This is a genomic window from Providencia sp. SP181 (genome assembly GCF_050446505.1).
Taxonomy (GTDB): Bacteria; Pseudomonadota; Gammaproteobacteria; order Enterobacterales; family Enterobacteriaceae; genus Providencia; species Providencia vermicola.
Window position 1 is genome coordinate 127,592 of sequence record NZ_JBBPXM010000006.1, and the last position, 19,559, is coordinate 147,150.

At 38.2% G+C, this 19,559-nt stretch carries 17 protein-coding genes; 9 read left to right on the top strand and 8 right to left on the bottom strand.

Translation table 11 applies throughout. The annotated features are described in order from the left end of the window. Positions 1-18 precede the first annotated feature (18 nt). Both AABS66_RS12125 and AABS66_RS12130 read right to left on the bottom strand, forming a co-directional pair. Complete coding sequence (locus AABS66_RS12125; protein WP_206082785.1) at positions 19-498, bottom strand: DUF4822 domain-containing protein; 480 nt, start codon at positions 496-498, stop codon at positions 19-21. 182 nt (positions 499-680) lie between these two features. Next, positions 681-1,541 carry a LysR family transcriptional regulator gene (locus AABS66_RS12130; protein WP_430224962.1) on the bottom strand — a complete coding sequence of 287 codons (861 nt, stop codon included), beginning with the start codon at positions 1,539-1,541 and terminating at the stop codon, positions 681-683. Positions 1,542-1,651: 110 nt separating this feature from the next. On the opposite strand from AABS66_RS12130, the gene AABS66_RS12135 reads away from it, so the two are divergent. The 6 genes from AABS66_RS12135 (at position 1,652) to dmsD (ending at position 8,175) form a co-directional block, all read left to right on the top strand. Continuing rightward, positions 1,652-2,122, top strand: coding sequence for a multidrug/biocide efflux PACE transporter (locus tag AABS66_RS12135; protein ID WP_206082787.1), 471 nt, complete (start codon positions 1,652-1,654; stop codon positions 2,120-2,122). Positions 2,123-2,375: 253 nt separating this feature from the next. Next, a complete protein-coding gene (locus AABS66_RS12140; protein ID WP_272681197.1) occupies positions 2,376-2,843 on the top strand; it encodes a hypothetical protein in 468 nt (155 codons plus the stop codon). A 617-nt stretch (positions 2,844-3,460) separates the two neighbouring features. Next, positions 3,461-5,887 (top strand): selenate/tellurate reductase subunit YnfF, encoded by a 2,427-nt coding sequence (ynfF, locus tag AABS66_RS12145; protein WP_430224963.1) that lies wholly within the window; start codon positions 3,461-3,463, stop codon positions 5,885-5,887. Between the two features lie 10 nt (positions 5,888-5,897). Continuing rightward, positions 5,898-6,515 (top strand): DMSO/selenate family reductase complex B subunit, encoded by a 618-nt coding sequence (locus AABS66_RS12150; RefSeq protein ID WP_206082790.1) that lies wholly within the window; start codon positions 5,898-5,900, stop codon positions 6,513-6,515. Between the two features lies 1 nt (position 6,516). Beyond that, on the top strand, positions 6,517-7,374 hold the full coding sequence (locus AABS66_RS12155) for a DmsC/YnfH family molybdoenzyme membrane anchor subunit (protein ID WP_206082791.1): 858 nt from the start codon (positions 6,517-6,519) through the stop codon (positions 7,372-7,374). 183 nt (positions 7,375-7,557) lie between these two features. Next, positions 7,558-8,175 (top strand): Tat proofreading chaperone DmsD, encoded by a 618-nt coding sequence (gene dmsD, locus AABS66_RS12160; RefSeq protein WP_430224964.1) that lies wholly within the window; start codon positions 7,558-7,560, stop codon positions 8,173-8,175. 57 nt (positions 8,176-8,232) lie between these two features. Here the strand turns inward: dmsD and AABS66_RS12165 are convergent, their stop codons facing one another. The 5 genes from AABS66_RS12165 to AABS66_RS12185 form a co-directional block, all read right to left on the bottom strand. Continuing rightward, a complete protein-coding gene (locus tag AABS66_RS12165) occupies positions 8,233-8,493 on the bottom strand; it encodes a DUF3088 family protein (RefSeq protein ID WP_430224965.1) in 261 nt (86 codons plus the stop codon). Positions 8,494-8,625: 132 nt separating this feature from the next. Beyond that, the gene (locus AABS66_RS12170; protein WP_206082794.1) at positions 8,626-9,765 is read right to left on the bottom strand and encodes a trans-sulfuration enzyme family protein; all 1,140 of its coding nucleotides are present in this window, start codon (positions 9,763-9,765) and stop codon (positions 8,626-8,628) included. Positions 9,766-9,791: 26 nt separating this feature from the next. Further along, entirely contained in the window at positions 9,792-10,787 is a 996-nt protein-coding gene (locus AABS66_RS12175; RefSeq protein ID WP_430224966.1) for a D-cysteine desulfhydrase, read from the bottom strand. A gap of 16 nt (positions 10,788-10,803) precedes the next feature. Continuing rightward, entirely contained in the window at positions 10,804-12,228 is a 1,425-nt protein-coding gene (locus AABS66_RS12180) for a Na+/H+ antiporter NhaC family protein (RefSeq protein WP_206082796.1), read from the bottom strand. Positions 12,229-12,264: 36 nt separating this feature from the next. Continuing rightward, entirely contained in the window at positions 12,265-13,410 is a 1,146-nt protein-coding gene (locus tag AABS66_RS12185; RefSeq protein ID WP_206082797.1) for a trans-sulfuration enzyme family protein, read from the bottom strand. A 1,339-nt stretch (positions 13,411-14,749) separates the two neighbouring features. Here AABS66_RS12185 and AABS66_RS12190 point away from each other — a divergent pair. Then, positions 14,750-15,880, top strand: a complete 1,131-nt coding sequence (locus AABS66_RS12190; RefSeq protein ID WP_272539075.1) for a M20 family metallopeptidase — start codon at positions 14,750-14,752, stop codon at positions 15,878-15,880. Positions 15,881-15,904: 24 nt separating this feature from the next. After that, positions 15,905-17,344, top strand: a complete 1,440-nt coding sequence (locus tag AABS66_RS12195; RefSeq protein WP_206082799.1) for a YfcC family protein — start codon at positions 15,905-15,907, stop codon at positions 17,342-17,344. 66 nt (positions 17,345-17,410) lie between these two features. Here the strand turns inward: AABS66_RS12195 and AABS66_RS12200 are convergent, their stop codons facing one another. After that, a complete protein-coding gene (locus tag AABS66_RS12200) occupies positions 17,411-17,902 on the bottom strand; it encodes a DUF7000 family protein (protein WP_430224967.1) in 492 nt (163 codons plus the stop codon). Between the two features lie 144 nt (positions 17,903-18,046). Here AABS66_RS12200 and dbpA point away from each other — a divergent pair, with 144 nt between their 5' ends. Next, positions 18,047-19,420 carry an ATP-dependent RNA helicase DbpA gene (gene dbpA, locus AABS66_RS12205; protein WP_430224968.1) on the top strand — a complete coding sequence of 458 codons (1,374 nt, stop codon included), beginning with the start codon at positions 18,047-18,049 and terminating at the stop codon, positions 19,418-19,420. Positions 19,421-19,559: the final 139 nt, after the last annotated feature.

The window sequence follows — 19,559 nt, forward strand, 5'->3', positions numbered from 1 at the left end:
AGCGGCATTAATTAGAAACTATTTTTTTACTTTATGGACAATATCAAAGTACTTATCTTTGCTATCTTGTTCAGGGTAAATACGGTAAGTATATTCTTCTGGTGTTACTGTGACGTTTTCAACAACACGGGTAAATAATACTTCACCTTTATCATTTTTCGCCGTTAATGAGCGAGTTTTTCCATTTTCATCAAATGACCAATCCCCTTTCATTTTCGGTTTGCCATCGAAAGTGGTCATATTAAATGTGCCATCAGGGTAATACTCAGCTAAGCCAAAGAAATTAGCGACTTGCTTATCATCAGCACTTACTGCTTTTTTGTCTTGATCCAACGCTTCCGTGGTTGTCCAAACTTTACCGACCATTATTTCTTCATAAGCATTTAATTTATGCTCCGCGCTCTGAGCTTGGCTCACAGCTTGAGTTGTAGCGGCATGAATACCAAATGACATAGTAGATACAACAGCAAATAATGTAGGTACTAATAATTTTTTCATTTTCTTCCTCTCAATTAACGCTAACAACAGAACTTGTTTTATTTAGGTTAACGACATGAGTCTTATTATCAAAATAGTATTACGTTTATTTACATGAAAACATTTTGTTACATACAATATTTAGTTTTTTAATCTAAAAATGACATAAAAATTCCACAATAACAAAACTAAAAAATATTTATTTAAACCTTTTCCTCAAGTAGCTTATTGATTAACCAATAGCCTGCTTTTCCAGGTGGCGTATTTTTAGACCAAACTAAATCAACATCGATTTTTCGTGGCCACAAATCATAATTAAGGCTAACTAACACATCATGGCCAAATTGTTTAACTAACCATGTGGGTAAAATAGCCCAGCCAATACCTTGCTCCGCCATTTCCAATAACAATAAATAGTTAGGTGCTAACCAGTTTTTCTCGCTATTAATAATAATTTGACTACTGCTACTCAAACGTAACTGACGAGTCATCGTTAAATGTTGGTAAGTCACCTTTTTTACTAGCGCTAAAGGATGTGTTTTTAATACATATAATCCGAGCTCACCTTGAATAGGTAACCGTGAATATGAAATATCCGCGGGATATTCAGTTCTTGATTCTATCATTCCAACATGGGCCTGCTGATTTTGGATCATCTCAATAACCGCATTATTTTCTGCAATTAGAAATTCAAATTCGATATGCGGAAATTGTCTATTGAGTGTTGTGAGAATATGCTCAGCATGAGGTGGCTGATAAATATCCGAAAAAGCACAACTTAATTGTGGCTCAATATCTGGAGATAACTCGACTCTTAATGCTTGCAAGCACTCATCAGCTGATAATATATCTTCAACCAAGCTCAGCACTTTTTTCCCGGCCAACGTTAACGTCGATTCACGCCCTTGACGGTCAAATAATACAAAGCCCATATCATCCTCAAAACCACTGATTGTGCTACTAATCGTGGACTGACTTTTATTGAGCTTCCTTGCCGCCGCAGAAAATGATTTTAACGATGCCGCTTCTACAAAGGTACGTAATGTTTCAATGGAATAATTCATAAGGTATCGGTTTTATCGATGGCTGCCATTTTGTATATATAGTAAAAATCACCAATAATTGCACCTGTTTTTTTACTAATACATTATTTTGCTATAAGTTTGAGGTTGTTATGAGCAAGCATACAAAAACATTAACTGAACGAGTTTTTCACGCAGTTTCATTCGAAGTCATTGCAATAGCAATAACTGCACCGGTCAGTGCGTGGGTTTTAGGACGCTCAATTTTCCAAATGGGAACAGTGGCTATCGTACTTTCCACACTCGCCATGTTATTAAACCTATTTTATAACATGCTGTTTGACCATTTTTGGCCTTTATCAAAAGGACCAAGATCTACAAAAGTACGTATTGGCCACGCCGTTGGTTTTGAACTTAGTTTCGTTATCTTAGGTGTCCCAATGTTGGCTTTATTATTAAACATGACCCTATGGGATGCCTTTATTTTAGAAGTTGGCTTTTTTACTTTTTTCTTATTTTATACGTATGCATTTAATCTGGTATATGATGTTTTACGCGTACGTTGGTTTGAACATCAAGAAAAACACGCCAAAGCTGCTAATCCTATCGTAAAACGTACTTAATTCGCCCAGTAACACCGGATATCGATATATTCGGTGTTACCTGTGTTTTCTCTTCTATTTCCCCAAACTATCCATCTCTATAATTGCAAAAAAATTCCGTTTATTAATTAATAGATGCGTTTTTTGCATTCAACATTTGCAGAAATGTCAATTTTCCCTTTGCTTTTCATCACTTATATTTAGCGCATTAAAGAAACAAACACTTAAAGTCACAAGCCAATATTAGCTGGCTAAACTGTTTAAAGGTATTTAAATGAAAAAAATATTTATCTCATCAGCATTTTTTTTAATTTTTCACATGAGCGCACAAGCCGATATCCGCGCACATGAAAATGCAATTGTATCATTAAGCTTTAATGAAAATAACACATCTTATGCAAATGAAGCGGCAATCGCGGCCCATGCAAAGGCCGCAAATTTACCTAAAAGTGGCATCAATGGAGTGGCTAAGCCTTTTTCACAAATGAACATTCATGAAAAAGCCATAACCACATTAAATTCCACTGAAAATAATACGTCGCCCGCTATTTTGCATATTATCGAGTCGCATATTAAAGCAAGCCAACTACCTTCTAATAAAATTTCAGGGGTTAGCAAATCTCTTTCAGACATGGATTCCCATGAAAAAGCAGCTGTTGCATTAAGTTTTACCCACAACAACCAGTCCCCTTCAATGATTTATGCAATGGAACAACACTTAATCCGGAGCCAAACAAAATAAGAAAATTCGTTATTAACACACTATTTCGATTTATCACACACTAATCATGCTCAAGGCTTAGGAACTATTCTGAGCCTTTTTAGTTACCCCGCATCTCAAAAAACCTATTAGCCGATTAGCCTCACGAAAATTTTGGCACAATCATTTATACTGAATATTGAATTTAATTAATTTTAAAAATAAAACTCATTCCCATTAAACTTAATAATTACAAGCCAACTCACGAATAATAAATTCAATTAGAAACTTATGTTAAAATAATGAAAATATTTTTCATTAGATAAATCACATCATATAAATAAAGATAACTATTTTTTTCATCCACAGATAAAATATTTCTCTATTTCGCATTCAAGAATTAAAAATAGAGAAACATTTTTCATCTATCAGTTATTATTAACAAAATAATCGTACTCCCCCAACCAAGATTCAATTAAAATCATTTATTATCAATAGATTGGAAACTTAATATTTTTTAATGAAAATTAATTATTATCAATAAGTTACCAACCAATAAAATATTAATTCATTGATATGACGCAACAAATCATCTTAATCAAATAGTAAGATGATTTCCTGAAAACCATATATTTAGTATGGTCATAAAGGTCATCACAATGAAGATAAAAAATAAATTATTAAATAGCCCTATTTCAAGACGTAATGTCGTGAAATCAGGAGCTGCAAGCGGACTATTTGCAGCTGTGGGTGGTTTGTCTCTTCCTTTTAATGCAAAAGCAATGAATGCCTCCTCTTCAACAAACTTCTCTGAGGATAAAGTCGTTTGGAGTTCATGTACTGTAAACTGTGGAAGCCGCTGCTTACTTCGTTTACATGTCAAAGATGACGAAGTGTTTTGGGTTGAGTCTGATAACACGGGTAACGACGAATATGGTAACCATCAAGTACGTGCTTGTTTACGTGGCCGTTCAATTCGCCGTCGTATGAATCACCCTGACAGATTGAAATACCCAATGAAACGAGTGGGTAAAAGAGGTGAGGGTAAATTTACCCGAATTTCATGGGAAGAAGCACTCGATATCGTTGGCGATAGCTTACGTAACACATTGAAAAATTATGGTAATGAGGCTGTACACGTTTTATATGGAACGGGTGTTGATGGTGGCAACATCACCAACTCTAATGTCCCTTATCGCTTAATGAATTCATGTGGTGGTTTTTTAAGCCGCTATGGTAGTTATAGTACCGCTCAAATCCGTGCAGGTATGAACTACCTATATGGTTCTCAGGAAGCCAATAGCCCCGATGACATCGCAAATACTAAACTTGTCGTGATGTTTGGCAACAACCCAGCCGAAACTAGAATGAGTGGCGGCGGAGTTACCTATTATGTCGAGCAAGCTCGTGAGCGCTCAAATGCACGAATGATTGTTATTGATCCTCGTTATAACGACACCGCCGCAGGTCGTGAAGACGAGTGGTTACCAATACGTCCAGGTACTGACGGTGCTTTAGCAGCAGCATTAGCCTATGTCATTATCACAGAAGACATGGTTGACCAGGATTTTGTTGATAAATATTGCGTAGGCTACGATGAAAAAACATTGCCAGCTTCCGCTCCACGTAATGGTCATTATAAAGCCTATATTTTAGGGGATGGTGCTGATGGCATAGCTAAAACACCACAGTGGGCCTCGACTATTACAGGGATCCCCGCTGATAAAATTATCAAACTCGCACGTGAAATTGGGCAAGCCAAACCCGCTTATATCGTTCAAGGTTGGGGGCCTCAGCGCCATTCAAATGGAGAGCAAACTGTACGAGCCATTGCAATGCTCGCCATTATTACAGGTAATGTAGGGATTAGCGGAGGAAATTCAGGTTGCCGTGAAGGCACTTATGATTCAGGCGTTGAATGGTTCCCTATGCTTGATAATCCTGTAAAAACGCAAATTTCGGTGTTTACATGGACCGATGCGATTGAACGTGGAACTGAAATGACCGCCACTCGCGATGGCATTAAAGGAAAAGATAAACTGGATGTACCGATTAAATTCTTATGGTGCTATGCCAGTAATACGTTAATTAACCAACATAGCGAAATTGCACGCACTCATGAAATTTTACAAGATGACAGTAAATGCGAAATGATTGTCGGTATCGAACATTTTATGACCGCATCGGCAAAATATTGCGATATTTTATTGCCTGATTTAATGCCAACTGAACAAGAAGATTTAATTCCGAGTGAATCAGCTGGGAATATGTCCTATATGATTTTAGGGCAACCCGCCACCAGTGCTAAATTTGAGCGCAAACCAATTTATGAAATTTTATCTGAAATTGCAAAACGCTTAGGTCCAGATGTAGAAAAAACCTTTACAGAAGGTCGCACTCAGCATGAATGGGTTAAATACCTCTGCGAAAAAAGCCGCGAACGTTTCCCTGATATGCCAACTTATGAAGAGATGAAAACAGTGGGTATTTTCAAACACAAATGCCCTGATGAACATGTCATTGGTTTTAAAGAATTTCGTGATAACCCACAGGCCAACCCACTGAAAACGCCATCAGGAAAGATCGAGGTCTACTCGGAAGCTCTTGCTGAAATTTCAAAGAATTGGGAGCTATCCCCAGATGATATTATCGACCCATTGCCAATTTATGCCAAAGGGTTTGAAGGGCATCAAGATAAATTAAGCGAGAAATATCCACTCCAAATGACAGGTTTCCACTACAAAGCTAGAACACACTCAAGCTACGGTAATATTGATATTTTAAAACAAGCTTGTCGCCAAGAAATCTGGATTAACCCTATCGATGCTAAAGCTCGGGGCATTGAACAAGGTGATATTGTTAAAGTTTTTAATGACCGAGGGGAAGTGCATATTCCTGCCAAAGTCACACCGCGGATTATGCCTGGCGTAACTGCGATGGGGCAAGGTGCATGGTTAGATGCTGACATGTTTGGTGCAAAAGTCGACCAAGGCGGATGTATTAATGTTCTAACAACGCAGCGCCCATCACCGCTTGCGAAAGGAAATCCGCAACATACTAACTTAGTCGAAATCGCAAAACTGTAAGGAGCCCGATATGTCACAACAATATGGTTTTTATATTGATACACAACGATGTACGGGCTGTAAAACCTGTGAACTCGCTTGTAAAGACTTCAAAAATTTATCAACGGATGTTCACTTTCGCCGTATTTATGAGTATGCCGGTGGGGATTGGACTGAACAAAATGGTGCTTGGCAACAAAACGTTTTTTCCTACTATCTGTCCATCTCTTGTAATCATTGTGATGATCCTGCCTGCGCTAAAGTATGCCCAAGTGGCGCAATGCATAAACGTGAAGATGGTTTTGTTGTTGTCGATGAAAGTGTTTGTATTGGCTGCCGTTATTGCCATATGGCATGTCCATACGGTGCACCTCAATTTGATGCAGAAAAAGGTCACATGACCAAATGTGATGGCTGTTTTGAGCGAGTTGCTGAAGGTAAAAAACCGATTTGCGTTGAATCTTGCCCGTTACGCGCGTTGGATTTTGGCCCTATCGATGAATTGCGAGCAAAATACGGCAACATTAATGAAATTGCCCCTCTTCCACCTGCACATTACACCAAACCGAATATTGTTTTAAACCTTAATAATAATTGTCGCCCCGTTGGTGATACTACGGGCTATCTTGCAAATCCGGAGGAGGTATAAAATGGGTGCTGGCTTACATGAATATCCATTAATACTCTTTACTGTTATCGGACAAACCGTCGCTGGCGCTTTTATTTTAATGGCGCTTGTTTTACAACTTAAACCTTCCGCGCAACAGCATCACCAAATCGTGATGAGTATGTTCGGATTATGGTTATTAATGGGTATCGGCTTTTTATTATCCATGTTACATATGGGTTCACCCTTACGCGCTTTTAATTCGATGATACGTGTAGGACATTCTGCATTAAGTAATGAAATTGTCAGCGGCTCCCTCTTTTTTGCTTTAGGCGGGTTATATTGGCTTATTTCATTTTTCAAAAAAATGCCTCGATCACTTGGTCAAATTTGGTTAATGATCACCATGTTTGCTGCTGCATTTTTTATTTATGCAATTTCTCGCGTTTATCAAATTGAAACAGTACCAACCTGGTTTAATCAATATGGTAGTTTGCAATTTATTTTAACTAGCTTAATTGCAGGGCCTGTATTAGCTGCTTTTTTATTGCGTATAGCCAGCTATGACATTAGTCGGGTACGTTCTTTTGCGCTCATCAGTATTATCGGCATAATAGCTAGCTGTATTTTAGTCACGGCTCAAGGATATGAACTTGGTTCAATTCAAAGCTCTGTGCAAAAAGCCAGTCAACTAGTACCTGACTACGCATCATTAATGGGATGGAGAACTATCTGTTTATTCCTTGGTTTAGCTTTTTGGCTTTATCCTCATATTAAGATGAGAAATCCCTCAATTATCAGCTTATTCATTGCTGTTTTATTTGTAATGTTTGGTGAACTTATTGGTCGGGGTATTTTCTACGGATTACATATGACTGTTGGTATGGCAGTGGTAGGTTAAGTGCTCTTCATGAGGGGGATATCCCCCCCTTCTCGTCGACAAATATCTGATGATTCGTTACGATGGTTAAATCAATATGTTGATATTTCCATAAACAAGTACAATCGAAAACCACCCTTTATTTCATTTGAAACTCAAATGGTTAAAAATTTTTAGTAAAATTAAAAGACGAAGTGAATCAGTATGGAACAAAAACAATTAGATGACATGTTACTGTGCACCCAAACTTTAGGCGCGCTCTTTTCCTATGACCCTTCAGACCCTCGAGTTAGCAGACTCATTGAGCTATTTAGCACCAGTGAATGGTTAACCGAGTGGCCTCTCACCGCTCATTATGATTGCCAACGAATTAATCAGTTATTTCAAGGTGATACTAAGCAATCTGAAACGCTAAAAGAGGCCTATGAGCGATTATTTATTGGCCCTAATGCACTCCCTGCTCCGCCTTGGGGTTCTGTTTATCTCGATAAAGAAAATGTTTTATTTGGAATTTCTACCCTTGAGTTAAGAGCTTGGCTACGTAACAACCAAATTAATATTGAATTGAATGCCAATGAACCAGAAGACCATGTTGGCTTATTGTTCTTATTAACAGCGTGGGTTATCCAAAATAAGCCTGAATTGCTAAATGATTTATTGGAAATTCATTTCTTACCTTGGGTATATCGTTATTTGGAAAAAATGCAATTACAAAGCGGTAATAACTTTTATGAAGCTACTGCGTTATTAGCAATAGAAACCTTAAAATACTTGCAGAAAGAAGCTCAATTGACACCGGTGAATAAAGAGCTTTATCTATAGTTTCCATTATTTATTCAATGACAAGCACCCTAAAGAATATTAGGGTGCTTGTTTTTATTATGGATGCTGTTTAGGTATATGGTAAGTATCTACTAAAAACGCAATGATTTGGCTTAAGTCAGAAATATAAGACGTGTTTTTATACACTCCAGTTTGATAAGAAGACGTTATCCCCTCTGGTAATATTAAAGCAGGTAAAGATTGATTCTCCTCGCCACACATATCCACTAATTCTTCTCGTGGTTTCTCAAAAGGCAGATAACTTACATCAATGAAATTGGATAACCTCGGGTTTTTAGCGAGTATTCCCTCTAGCATTGTGCAGTCTGGGCAAAAAAAGTGTCATCTTGATAATTTTTATCTGAAAAACCCATATCTAAAAGATACAATTTACATTTCATTGTGATACCCATTTTTGTAAGGAATAAAGATGAAAAATAAGCTTTCAGGTTATAACGTTGATAGTGCGTTATCTAAATCAGCTAATAAGTCACTAATGTCTTCACAGCCAACTGAAAAACGTAGCAACCCATCCGTTACTCCCTGTGCAATGCGTTCCTCTTTAGGAATACAGGCATGGGACATAATCTTAGGATAAGAAATAATTGACTCAATTCCCCCTAAGCTAACAGCGACCAATGGGATACGAATCGCATCTAAAAATAATTTCACATTTTTTTCATTGCCTAAATCAAACGAAACGACCATTCCGCCATTTTTTGATTGCTGCATATGAACCTGGTGATTTGGGTGTGAAACCAAGCCTGGGTAAAACACCTTTTTTACTTTCGAATGCTGGTTAAGATATTCTGCAAGCTTCTGTGCATTTTCACTGGAACGCTCAACACGCATTGCCATTGATTTTAAACCGCGCATGGTCAGCCAACTATCAAATGGTGCAGCAATACTGCCTATAGCAACCGCTGATTTGTGTAACCATTTGGCATATTCGGCATTATTTGTTGCAACGGTTCCTAAAATAACGTCGCTGTGCCCATTAATAAATTTAGTGGCACTATTAATCGAGAAATCAATACCTAACGAAATCACATCCGACAATAACGGCGTCATAAATGTGTTATCACACACAGTGATTAAATTATTCTTTTTTGCCAAACCAATGACCGCATTTAAGTCTGTTACTTGCAATGTCGGATTCGATGGCGTTTCAATGTAAAATGCCTTAGTATTTTCTTGTATTGCATCTGCATAGTTTTTAGGATCTGTCGCATCAACAAATGTCACTGAAATACCGTAACGAGGTAAAAACTCAGTCATTAACTGAAAAGTGCCACCATAAATACTTTTACAGGCAACAATGTGATCTCCCTGGCTAAACCCTAATAAAACTGCACTAATAGCAGCCATGCCCGATGAAAAAACCTCAGCAAATTGTGCGTTTTCAATTGAGCAAATAGCTTCGCTTAGTGCATCACGGGTTGGGTTTGAAAAACGCGAATAAATATACGCGTAATTTTCTTCAATATTACTTTGCGAGTAAGTTGACGATTGATATAACGGAATAGATGAACTTCCCGTGTACTTATCCGTCATTGGATAACCGTGTATAACTTTAGTATTAATCTTCATAGGTACATCACATCTTTAATATAGTTTTAAATACTTGCCGCATTGATTTCAGGATAAGCAAATAAGGCAGGTGAACCGCCAGTATGAATAAATAAAAGCGGCTGACTGCCTTCAATAGTTTCTTTTAATACATTATCAATTAACCCTGCCATGGCTTTGCCAGTGTAAACAGGGTCGAGTAAAATCCCTTCTTTTTGTGCTAATAATTCAATTGCTTGTTGCCCCTTGCTATTCGGTGCACCATATGCAGGTGAAAAGTATTGATCCCATAATTGTACATTCGGAAAATCAGCAAGGTTTAATAATTCACTTATTTCATTTTGCAGCTTTTCAACTTTTGGCTGTTGTTGTTCAACCGTACGCGAGACTGTTACGCCAATAACAGGAGTTTGAGGTAAAACGACCTGTAACCCTATAGCTAAACCAGCATGGGTTCCCGCACTACCTGAAGCAACAATCACCGCAGCAAAATCAATATCTTTTGGCTTTTGTTGTGCAATCTCCAAAGCACAACTGACATACCCCAGTGAACCTAGAGCATTCGAACCACCGACAGGTACAACATACGCATTTTCTAACCCTAATGACTCAATTAATGCTTTCATTTGTTCATTAGGGTCACTTAATTCTTCACAAAAATAACAGCGAGTATTAAATAAATCTGTCAGCAGCTTATTGCCATTATTTAAAAATAGGGAATTCCCACTTTGCAGCGGGTTTTCCAATAAAGCCACACACTCTAAACCATACATTGCTGCAATAGCGGCTGTTTGGCGAACATGGTTAGATTGTATAGCGCCTGCAGTGACTAATACTTTAGCTTTTTTCTGTAGTGCATCCGCAATAATAAACTCTAACTTACGCAGTTTATTGCCCCCCATCGCAAGGGGGGTCATATCATCACGTTTAATATAAATTTCTCGACCAAGGTATTCAGATATATTATTCAATTTCACCAATGGCGTTGCGGTGTGCAATAAATTAATTTTCGCTATTGTTGAAAGCCTTTCTTGTATATTCATTTGAATATTATCCAGATTAATATGTGAAGCCTAAATAGAGGTAGACCATCAGAGCAAATGCAGCTGTCACAGTAGCATAAGGCATTTGTGTTCGGATATGTTCAATATGGTCACAATCTGTTGCCATGGAAGCCACAATCGCATCACTGGAAATTGGGGATGTCATATCGCCGTAAATAGACCCTGCGATAGCTGCACCAATCATATATTCCACTGGCATTCCCACTGAAATACCTAATTGCACACCGATAGGGATCATAATGGCAAACGTTCCCCACGATGTGCCTGTTGCCAATGACATTACAGCACTAATTAAGAAAATAAAACCGATTGAGAATGCAGGGGAAATAACACCAGAAGTCACTTCAGCAATATAAGCCCCAGTATTTAAATCTGAGGAAACTGTCCCCATTAAGAATGCTAATATCATGACTGAGCTGATTTTCACCATGCTAGCGTAACCGATATATAGTTCTTTAAAGAAACTCTCAATATTTAATACGCGACGCGCTAAGAACCAGACAAAAGAAACTAGCGTTCCAAACATGACCCCCCAATAAACAGATGTTGAGCCGCTGCCTTTACTAAAGTCACCATTACCAGTGATATATAAAGCCACTGGGACCATTAATACCGTTGATAAAATTGGGATAAAGAAATTTAAAGATGTATGGCAATTAGGATGTTCAATAATATCTTCATCATCTTGCTCAGTATTTTCCGCGGATAAGATGGTTAACGATTCTTCATGAGCTCGCAATTCTGCTTTTTTCATCGGCCCCCAAGAAAAATTGGAGAAGATATAAAATAAAACCGAAGCTAAAGAAAACCATGCCATGATATTAAATACCATCGAGCTGGCTAAAATTTCAAAAGGTTCACCCGTAATAAAACCTTTTGATATCTGCACGCCAATCACCCCCATCATTGCCGCACCCCAACCGTTTATCATCGCTGACGAGCACACCGACACACAGGATGTTTGCACGATATAAGACATTTTTTCTGGCGAAACACCATAATTCTTCGCGAGTGTTTTTGTTGACGCACCTGCAATTAACTGGTTAATTGAACTTTCAATAAAAATTAATGACGTAATAATCATTGCCATTAATTGAACTGCTTTTCTATTTTTAATCAACTTGGTTTTATTAGTCAATAATCTAACAAGTGACCTAACACCACCTGTAACCACAACAAGACGCATAATACCGCCTATCATGACCATAAATAGAATTGTTTTTGTATTTCCAGGTGAGGCAAAAGTATTAATAATTCCATCGAGTGTTCCGTTAACACCTAATAATATATTATGATCATTAATAACGGTAAACCCGACTAATATTCCCAATAATAAAGATAAAATAACTTGGCGTGTAAAAATGGCTAAAAGTATCGTGACCAGTGGAGTGACAATGGTCCAAATTCCATAATCATTCATGGGGTGCTCTCTTATTATATTTTATTGTGATTTTAATTAAGATAATGCTTTTTCTAAATCATTTAATAAGTCGTTAATATCTTCAATACCTACTGATAAACGCAATGTCGTATCGTAAACATGAATACTTTCTCTTTCTTCTTTAGTCATTGAACCATGGGACATGGTCGCTGAATGGTTTACCATACTTTCCACACCACCAAGAGACTCCGCCAATACAAAATAAGTCACCTTAGATAAAAATGTTTTTGTATCCTCAATATCACCTTTTAATTTAATCGTCACAACTGCCCCCCCGCTTCGCATTTGTGTTTTACATAGCTGATGTTGTGGGTGTGATGGTAAACCTGGGTAATAAACGTGCTCAATTTTCGGGTGTGTTGCTAGATATTCTGCGACTTTCTGCGCATTACTGCATTGTGCTGACATGCGTAATGCCAATGTTTTTAAGCCGCGTAATGCAAGGTAAGCATCAAAGGGAGAAGCAATTGCACCGAGGGTGGTTTTTAAAAAATCAAGTCGACTGGCAATATCTTCACGTTGTGTAATTACCGCACCACCAATTAAATCAGAATGACCACCGATATATTTACTGGCTGATAACATCACTAAATCGGCACCTAATTCTAATGGTTTTTGGTTCCATGCTGTTGCAAATGTATTATCCACGCAAGTCAAAATATCATGCATTTTTGCCAACGAACAAACCGCTTTAATATCCACTAACTCTAATAACGGATTAGTTGGACTTTCAATCCAAATTAAGCGGGTATTGTCTTTTATGTTAGCTTTGACCTCATCCAGATTATTTAAATCAACATAATCTATTTTGTGACCACAGTTTACGGTTGCAACACGCTCAAATAAGCGGAAAGTTCCACCATAAACGCCCTTCATTGCAATAATATGAGAGTCTTTTGGTAGTAAATTTAGCACTAAACTTGAAGCCGCAACACCTGAAGCAGTCGCTGTTGCGTAGATTCCACCTTCAATTTCCGCTAACAGTGTTTCATAGGCATAACGAGTTGGGTTACTGCAACGGGAATAACAATATTCTCCATGTTCAGTTAAGCTTTGTTGGACAAAAGTACTCGCGGTTGTGATTGCAGGGAAAATCGCATGATTGACAGTATCTTGCTGTTTTCCACCATGAATTAAAACAGTAGCAATATTCTTAGTCATTATTAAAACCCAATCATAGAAAGAGAAAAAAGTGTTTATTTATATTTGTTGCTGAAAGGAATATGCCATAGGGAAATAGAAAAATTTTTCTAAAAATCGATGACTTTATACAAATTTAGAGAAAAATTTTCTAAATTTAAATTAATAATCTTAAAATACAATAAGTTAATCAATAAACATGAAATGAGCGAGCCGTCACAATATCACTATTTAGTTTATCAATATCTACTTCACCAGTAGATAAAATTCATTAACCTATTAAAATTAAAGAATAATTGTATATTAAAAGTTAATTATATTACTAACCAATGTAATCAGGCCTAATGAAAACCATGATTAGCATCATAGTCCTATCCGAAATTTCACTTACCATCTCTACCGACTTACTCTTTAATGGTGCTATTGTAGAAACTTATTCTCTTTTGCCATCCTAACTATTCTCTCTTACAGATTGCTCAGCTATATCAGCTCATTTATTACCAACCACAAAGTGAAGAACAACAATTACCCTATCAAACCTCTGTAAGGTAGCTAAAAACGTAGCTTCATTTTATGTTTCTAATAATATCGCCAATTAACCAAGTCAGCATTTAGCACATTATTTAAACAAAGCAATACTAATTATTAATCTCAATTTAACCTACGAACAAAAATCACATAATTATACTTATTTAAAATCAAAAGCTATCCACAAAACAAAGTGTTCAATAATTGTTCGATTCAAATCCTAAAGACCATAAAGTTTATTATGTTTATTAAATTTAAATAAAAATATAAATTTTAATATTGGTTTATTTACACTCTAAATTATACTTTATATAAGCAAATTGAATAAAATCAAACAAAAAAACCATTACTGTAAAACAAAAATCCAAAATATAAAGCTCCTTAATTATTTATAGCGAATGATTAGATTTATTTGATTATTTTGTATTTTTCATTCAATTTCAATGCGTTAAATTAAAATAAAACAAAACTTGTATCCAAATTATTTAGTATGATAGAGTCAAAAAGTACCGACCGCTATCGGTATCCTGCATATTAACCTTTCACATAATAGTGAAGTTATATATCGAATCATCAAATTCGATTTAGTTAATCCGTGTCATAGAAACATAACAGAGACGATAAAAAATGCTTACAATAATTATTGAAAAATTTTAATCAAATAATTAAAACTGAGTACTTTATCAAGTGGTGCATATATTTATTTAATTTAAAGAAAAATGAAATTTCTTACATTGCACTTATTCTTATCTTTATTTTTCGATGTAATACCACATGCAGAACACAATAAAAACAGTCTCATTAACGACAAACACAATATTAGGAATCCATTATGACTAATCATTTTTTAGTGCACGAGCCCGCCATGTTAAAACTACTGGAACAGGTCGTGAATATCGAATCTGGTTCTTATGACAAGGCTGGCGTCGATAACCATGCTGCCGTGTGGTGCGAAAAATACCAAGCAATGGGATTTGAAGTTGAAGTCATTGAAAATGAATCATTAGGCAATAACTACCGTATTTATTACCCATCGGTAAAGGCCGATATCTTAATTTTACTGCACTTAGATACCGTTTTCCCAAAAGGCACTGTCGCAGAACGTCCATTTAGTATCAAAGGTGATAGAGCCTATGGTCCAGGTGTGATCGATATGAAAGGCAGTCATGTCATGGTGTATCAAGTCATGAAGCAACTGTACGACAACCAAGACTCTCGCTATAAAAATATCGAAATTTTACTTAACTGCGACGAAGAAATTGGCTCTATTTCATCCCGCGGTGTGATTGAAAAATGTGCATTAGGCAAGCGTTATGCCTTAGTTATGGAACCTGCACGTGCCAATGGCGCCATTGTTAGTGCACGCCGTGGCGTCGGCACTTATGTACTGAGCATCGAAGGGAAGGCTTCTCACTCGGGTATTGCCCCTGAAGCTGGTATCAGCGCTATTCAAGAGCTATCCCACAAAATCCAAAGCTTACATGCACTCTCTGCCCATGACCAAGGCTTATCCGTTAACGTTGGTCTCATTTCAGGTGGAACCTCAGTCAATACAGTGGCACCCAATGCGAGAGCAGAAATCGATGTACGAATTTCTTCTGAAGAACAAGGCGTAGAAATTGATAAAAAAGTCAGAGAAGTGTGCAGCAAACCGATATTAGATGGCATTAAACTGACGCTAACTGGGGGAATCAATCGCCCGCCAATGGCTAAAACGGATGAAAGTACAGTACTTATCGACATCATCAAGCAAGAAGCGACGAAATTAGATATCGAGTTAGTCGACGTTTCAACAGGCGGCGGCTCAGATGCTTCATTCACAGCAGGTGTCGGCACTGCTACTGTTGATGGCTTAGGCCCAATCGGCGGCTACCAACACAGTGATAAAGAATATTTAGAAATTCCATCATTAACTGAGCGAGCACAGTTATTTTTCAATGTATTACAACGTATTACACAATAAATAATAATCCAACAGGATAATAATATGGCAACAACGTCAACAAATACACCACCACCAGCGAAAAAACGTTCGGAAGGTTTGAACCCTTACGTTTTATTGTTCTTCATTTTAGTCATCGCAGGTATTGCTACTTGGATCGTTCCTGCGGGGCAATATGCATCAGAGACTAAAGTCATCACCATGGTCAAAGATGGCATTGAAACTAAAGTATCTAGCTCTTACACTATACCTGGTAGCTATGAGCGTTTACCTGAGCAACACGGTATTTTACCAGGGCAAATCTTCACGTCTATTGCCGATGGCTTAGTAAAAGCTGCACCAATTATCTTTTTAATTATTTTTACAGGTGGTGCGTTACATCTTCTTGAAGAAACCGGTGCCATAAAAAAGGTACTGAATAATATTTCGCGCAGTAAGAAGCTCAATGATTTTCTGTTAATCACAATTTTCTTTGTGGTGTTTTCTATTTTAGGCACTACTGGCATTGTCGTTAACTCAATCATTGCATTTGTTCCTATCGGCCTGCTAGTCGCAAAATCTGTTGGGATGGACGATAAATTTGGTGCCGCATTGGTCTATGTTGCTGCCTATGCTGGTTTTAATGCCTCAATCATGGCACCGATGACGGTTGGCTTATCACAAGGCTTAGCAGACGTTCCCCTGCTATCTGGCCTTGGTTTTCGAATGGTGATTTATATCGCTTTCGTCATCGCGGGTATCTTATTTTTAACTTTCTATACTAAAAAATGCCGTAAGCAAGGTATGGTTCGCCCAGAGATTGCTGTCGATGACGCTGATCACCAAACCTCAAAAATTTCGGCGCTACATATCATCACTTTGTCATATAGCGCATTCTGCTTAGTCGGCTTTATTTTTGGTGCTGTCGAATGGGGCTGGGGTGAAAAAGAGATGATGGCGATGTTTATCATCTTAGGGGTCGGTGTTGGTGTACTCAACCGTATGTCACCAAATAGCATTGCAACAGGCTTCTTAAAAGGCTGTGCGGGTATGGTTGGCGGTGCATTTATCGTTGGTATGGCACGTGCTATTGCGATTGTATTATCTGATGGCATGATTTTGGACACCATCGTCAATGCGATTATTTCGATGATGGATGGTTTGCCAAAAACCCTTTCTGCACTCTCTATGTTTGCAACTGCAGCGATTATGCACTTCTTTATTTCTTCTGGCTCAGGTGAGGCCGCTGTATTAGTGCCAATCTTTACTCCGATGGGCGACCTACTCGAAATTACCCGCCAAACTACCGTACAAACGGTTCTGTTAGGTGAAGGTGTGGTGAACTGCATTAACCCAACATCGGGGATCTTAATGGCCGTGCTGGCTACGGCGAAAATCCCATATACCACGTGGGTGAAATTTATTTGGCCATTAGTCTTCACATGGATTGCCATTTCTATTGTGGCTCTGGTTTATGCCGTCCTGACCAATTTAGGGCCGATTTAATCCCTAGTTAACAATAGAGAACACTGGCTCAAAGCTTCCTTTATAAGAAAGGAAGCTTTTTATGACTTACCTTTCTATTTTTTCAATAAAACACATCACGTCATTCATCAGTGGGAACAGCTGTTTTTCTATTCCAACAAATAGTGTACTTTTTTGCGTGAAATCAGGATGAGAAATTAGCATAGTCGCTAACACACTGTATTGCGGCATTTCAGTCAAATGTGTATTCCATGGACTGGATTTTAATTTTTGCCAATATACCTTTTGTATTGATGCATTTTGCCCCATCAACCATAATTCTAAACACAATTTACGGTGATTAAGCACAATACCAAAGCGCAGTTTTCGCTGTTTCAAAAATGTATTTACAATAGGAAAATATGAGTAATCTAGGTAACCTGGGGAGATATTTCCATATTCAAAACCACGTTCAGATTGATTTGCAAGATATTGCTTTGCTTGCATCATGGTTTTAATTAAATACTCATAGACAACGTTGAGTTCACTTTCTTGAATTTGTCGTTGATAATGATTGAGCCGCTGCTGCAAATTGTCCATTTAATTATCCTCCAGTCTGGTTTATCTAAAATCTTACCTGAACCCCACCTTTCCTACCTTAATTTGGAATTAAAAACAGACAGCATCATGCAGGGATAGTATCATTGGCGCCATTAGCTCCTTTTTATTATTTGAGATTTTATTGTGACTTCATTTGCTGATCTTAACGCGCTGAGCGCGGAACAACTGTCTAACCTACAAGAGTTAGGTTACCTCAGTATGACCCCGATCCAAGCGGCCGCCCTTCCTGCTATCCTGTCGGGGAAAGATGTTCGTGCGCAAGCCAAAACAGGCAGCGGTAAAACTGCTGCATTCGGTTTGGGGTTATTGCAACGTATTGATGCCAAATTATTTAAAACCCAATCATTGGTTTTGTGCCCTACTCGCGAACTCGCAGAACAAGTCGCTAACGAATTACGCCGCTTAGCCCGTGCAATTCCAAACATTAAAATTCTCACCTTGTGTGGCGGTGTACCTTTTAGCGTGCAGCGCGATTCCCTTGCTCATGCAGCCCATATAATTGTCGCGACGCCAGGCCGCTTACTTGATCACCTAAACCGCGAAACCGTTCAACTTGATGAATTGCAAACGTTAGTGCTGGATGAAGCGGACAGAATGCTAGATATGGGCTTTATGCCTGACATTGAAACCGTAATTAACTACGCACCAATAAGCCGACAAACTTTACTGTTTTCCGCTACTTGGCCAGATGAAATAGCACGCATTAGCCAACAAATTCAGCACGAGCCACAAACAATTGAAATCAATAGTGTTGATGAATTACCTGCGGTTGAGCAGCAATTTTATGAAGTCTCACGCCACGGTAAAATCGAATTATTACAAAAATTATTAAGCCGTGAACAACCCGCTTCTTGCGTCGTTTTTTGTAACACCAAAAAAGATTGCCAAGCGGTGTATGATGCACTAAATGACAGCAAGCAAAGTGTGTTAGTGCTACATGGCGACTTAGAACAACGTGACCGTGACCAAACCTTGGTGCGCTTTGCAAATGGGAGCAGCCGCGTGTTGGTTGCGACCGATGTCGCTTCCCGCGGACTCGATATTAAAGCCCTTGAAATGGTGATTAACTATGAATTATCGTGGGATCCTGAAGTTCATGTGCACCGTATCGGCCGTACTGCTCGTGCAGGTGAAAGCGGTTTAGCCATTAGCCTATGCGCCCCTGAAGAAGCACAACGCGCAAATGCCCTCGAAGAAATGCTGAATATGAAGCTAAACTGGCAACCCGAACCCGCAGGTCTTCGCATTACACCACTTGAAGCCACAATGGTGACGTTATGCCTTGATGGCGGCAAAAAAGCTAAAATACGCCCTGGTGACATTTTAGGGGCTCTCACTGGAGAGGTCGGCCTTGACGGCGCAGACATTGGTAAAATTGCCATTCACCCAACCCACGCCTATGTGGCAGTTAAGCGCTCCGTGGCTCAGCAAGCGTGGAAACACCTGCAACAAGGTAAAATCAAAGGTAAATCCGTTAAAGCGCGACTCTTAAAATAGCCTTTCTGTTGTGATTTAGCGTCTAAGCTTATTAGGCGCTAAATTTTTCTTTTTATTTCTTATTTAACATCAAGTTTAAACCCATTAATTCACCAAATGATAGTTGACCCTTGAAATCAATCGTTATATAAATCAATTT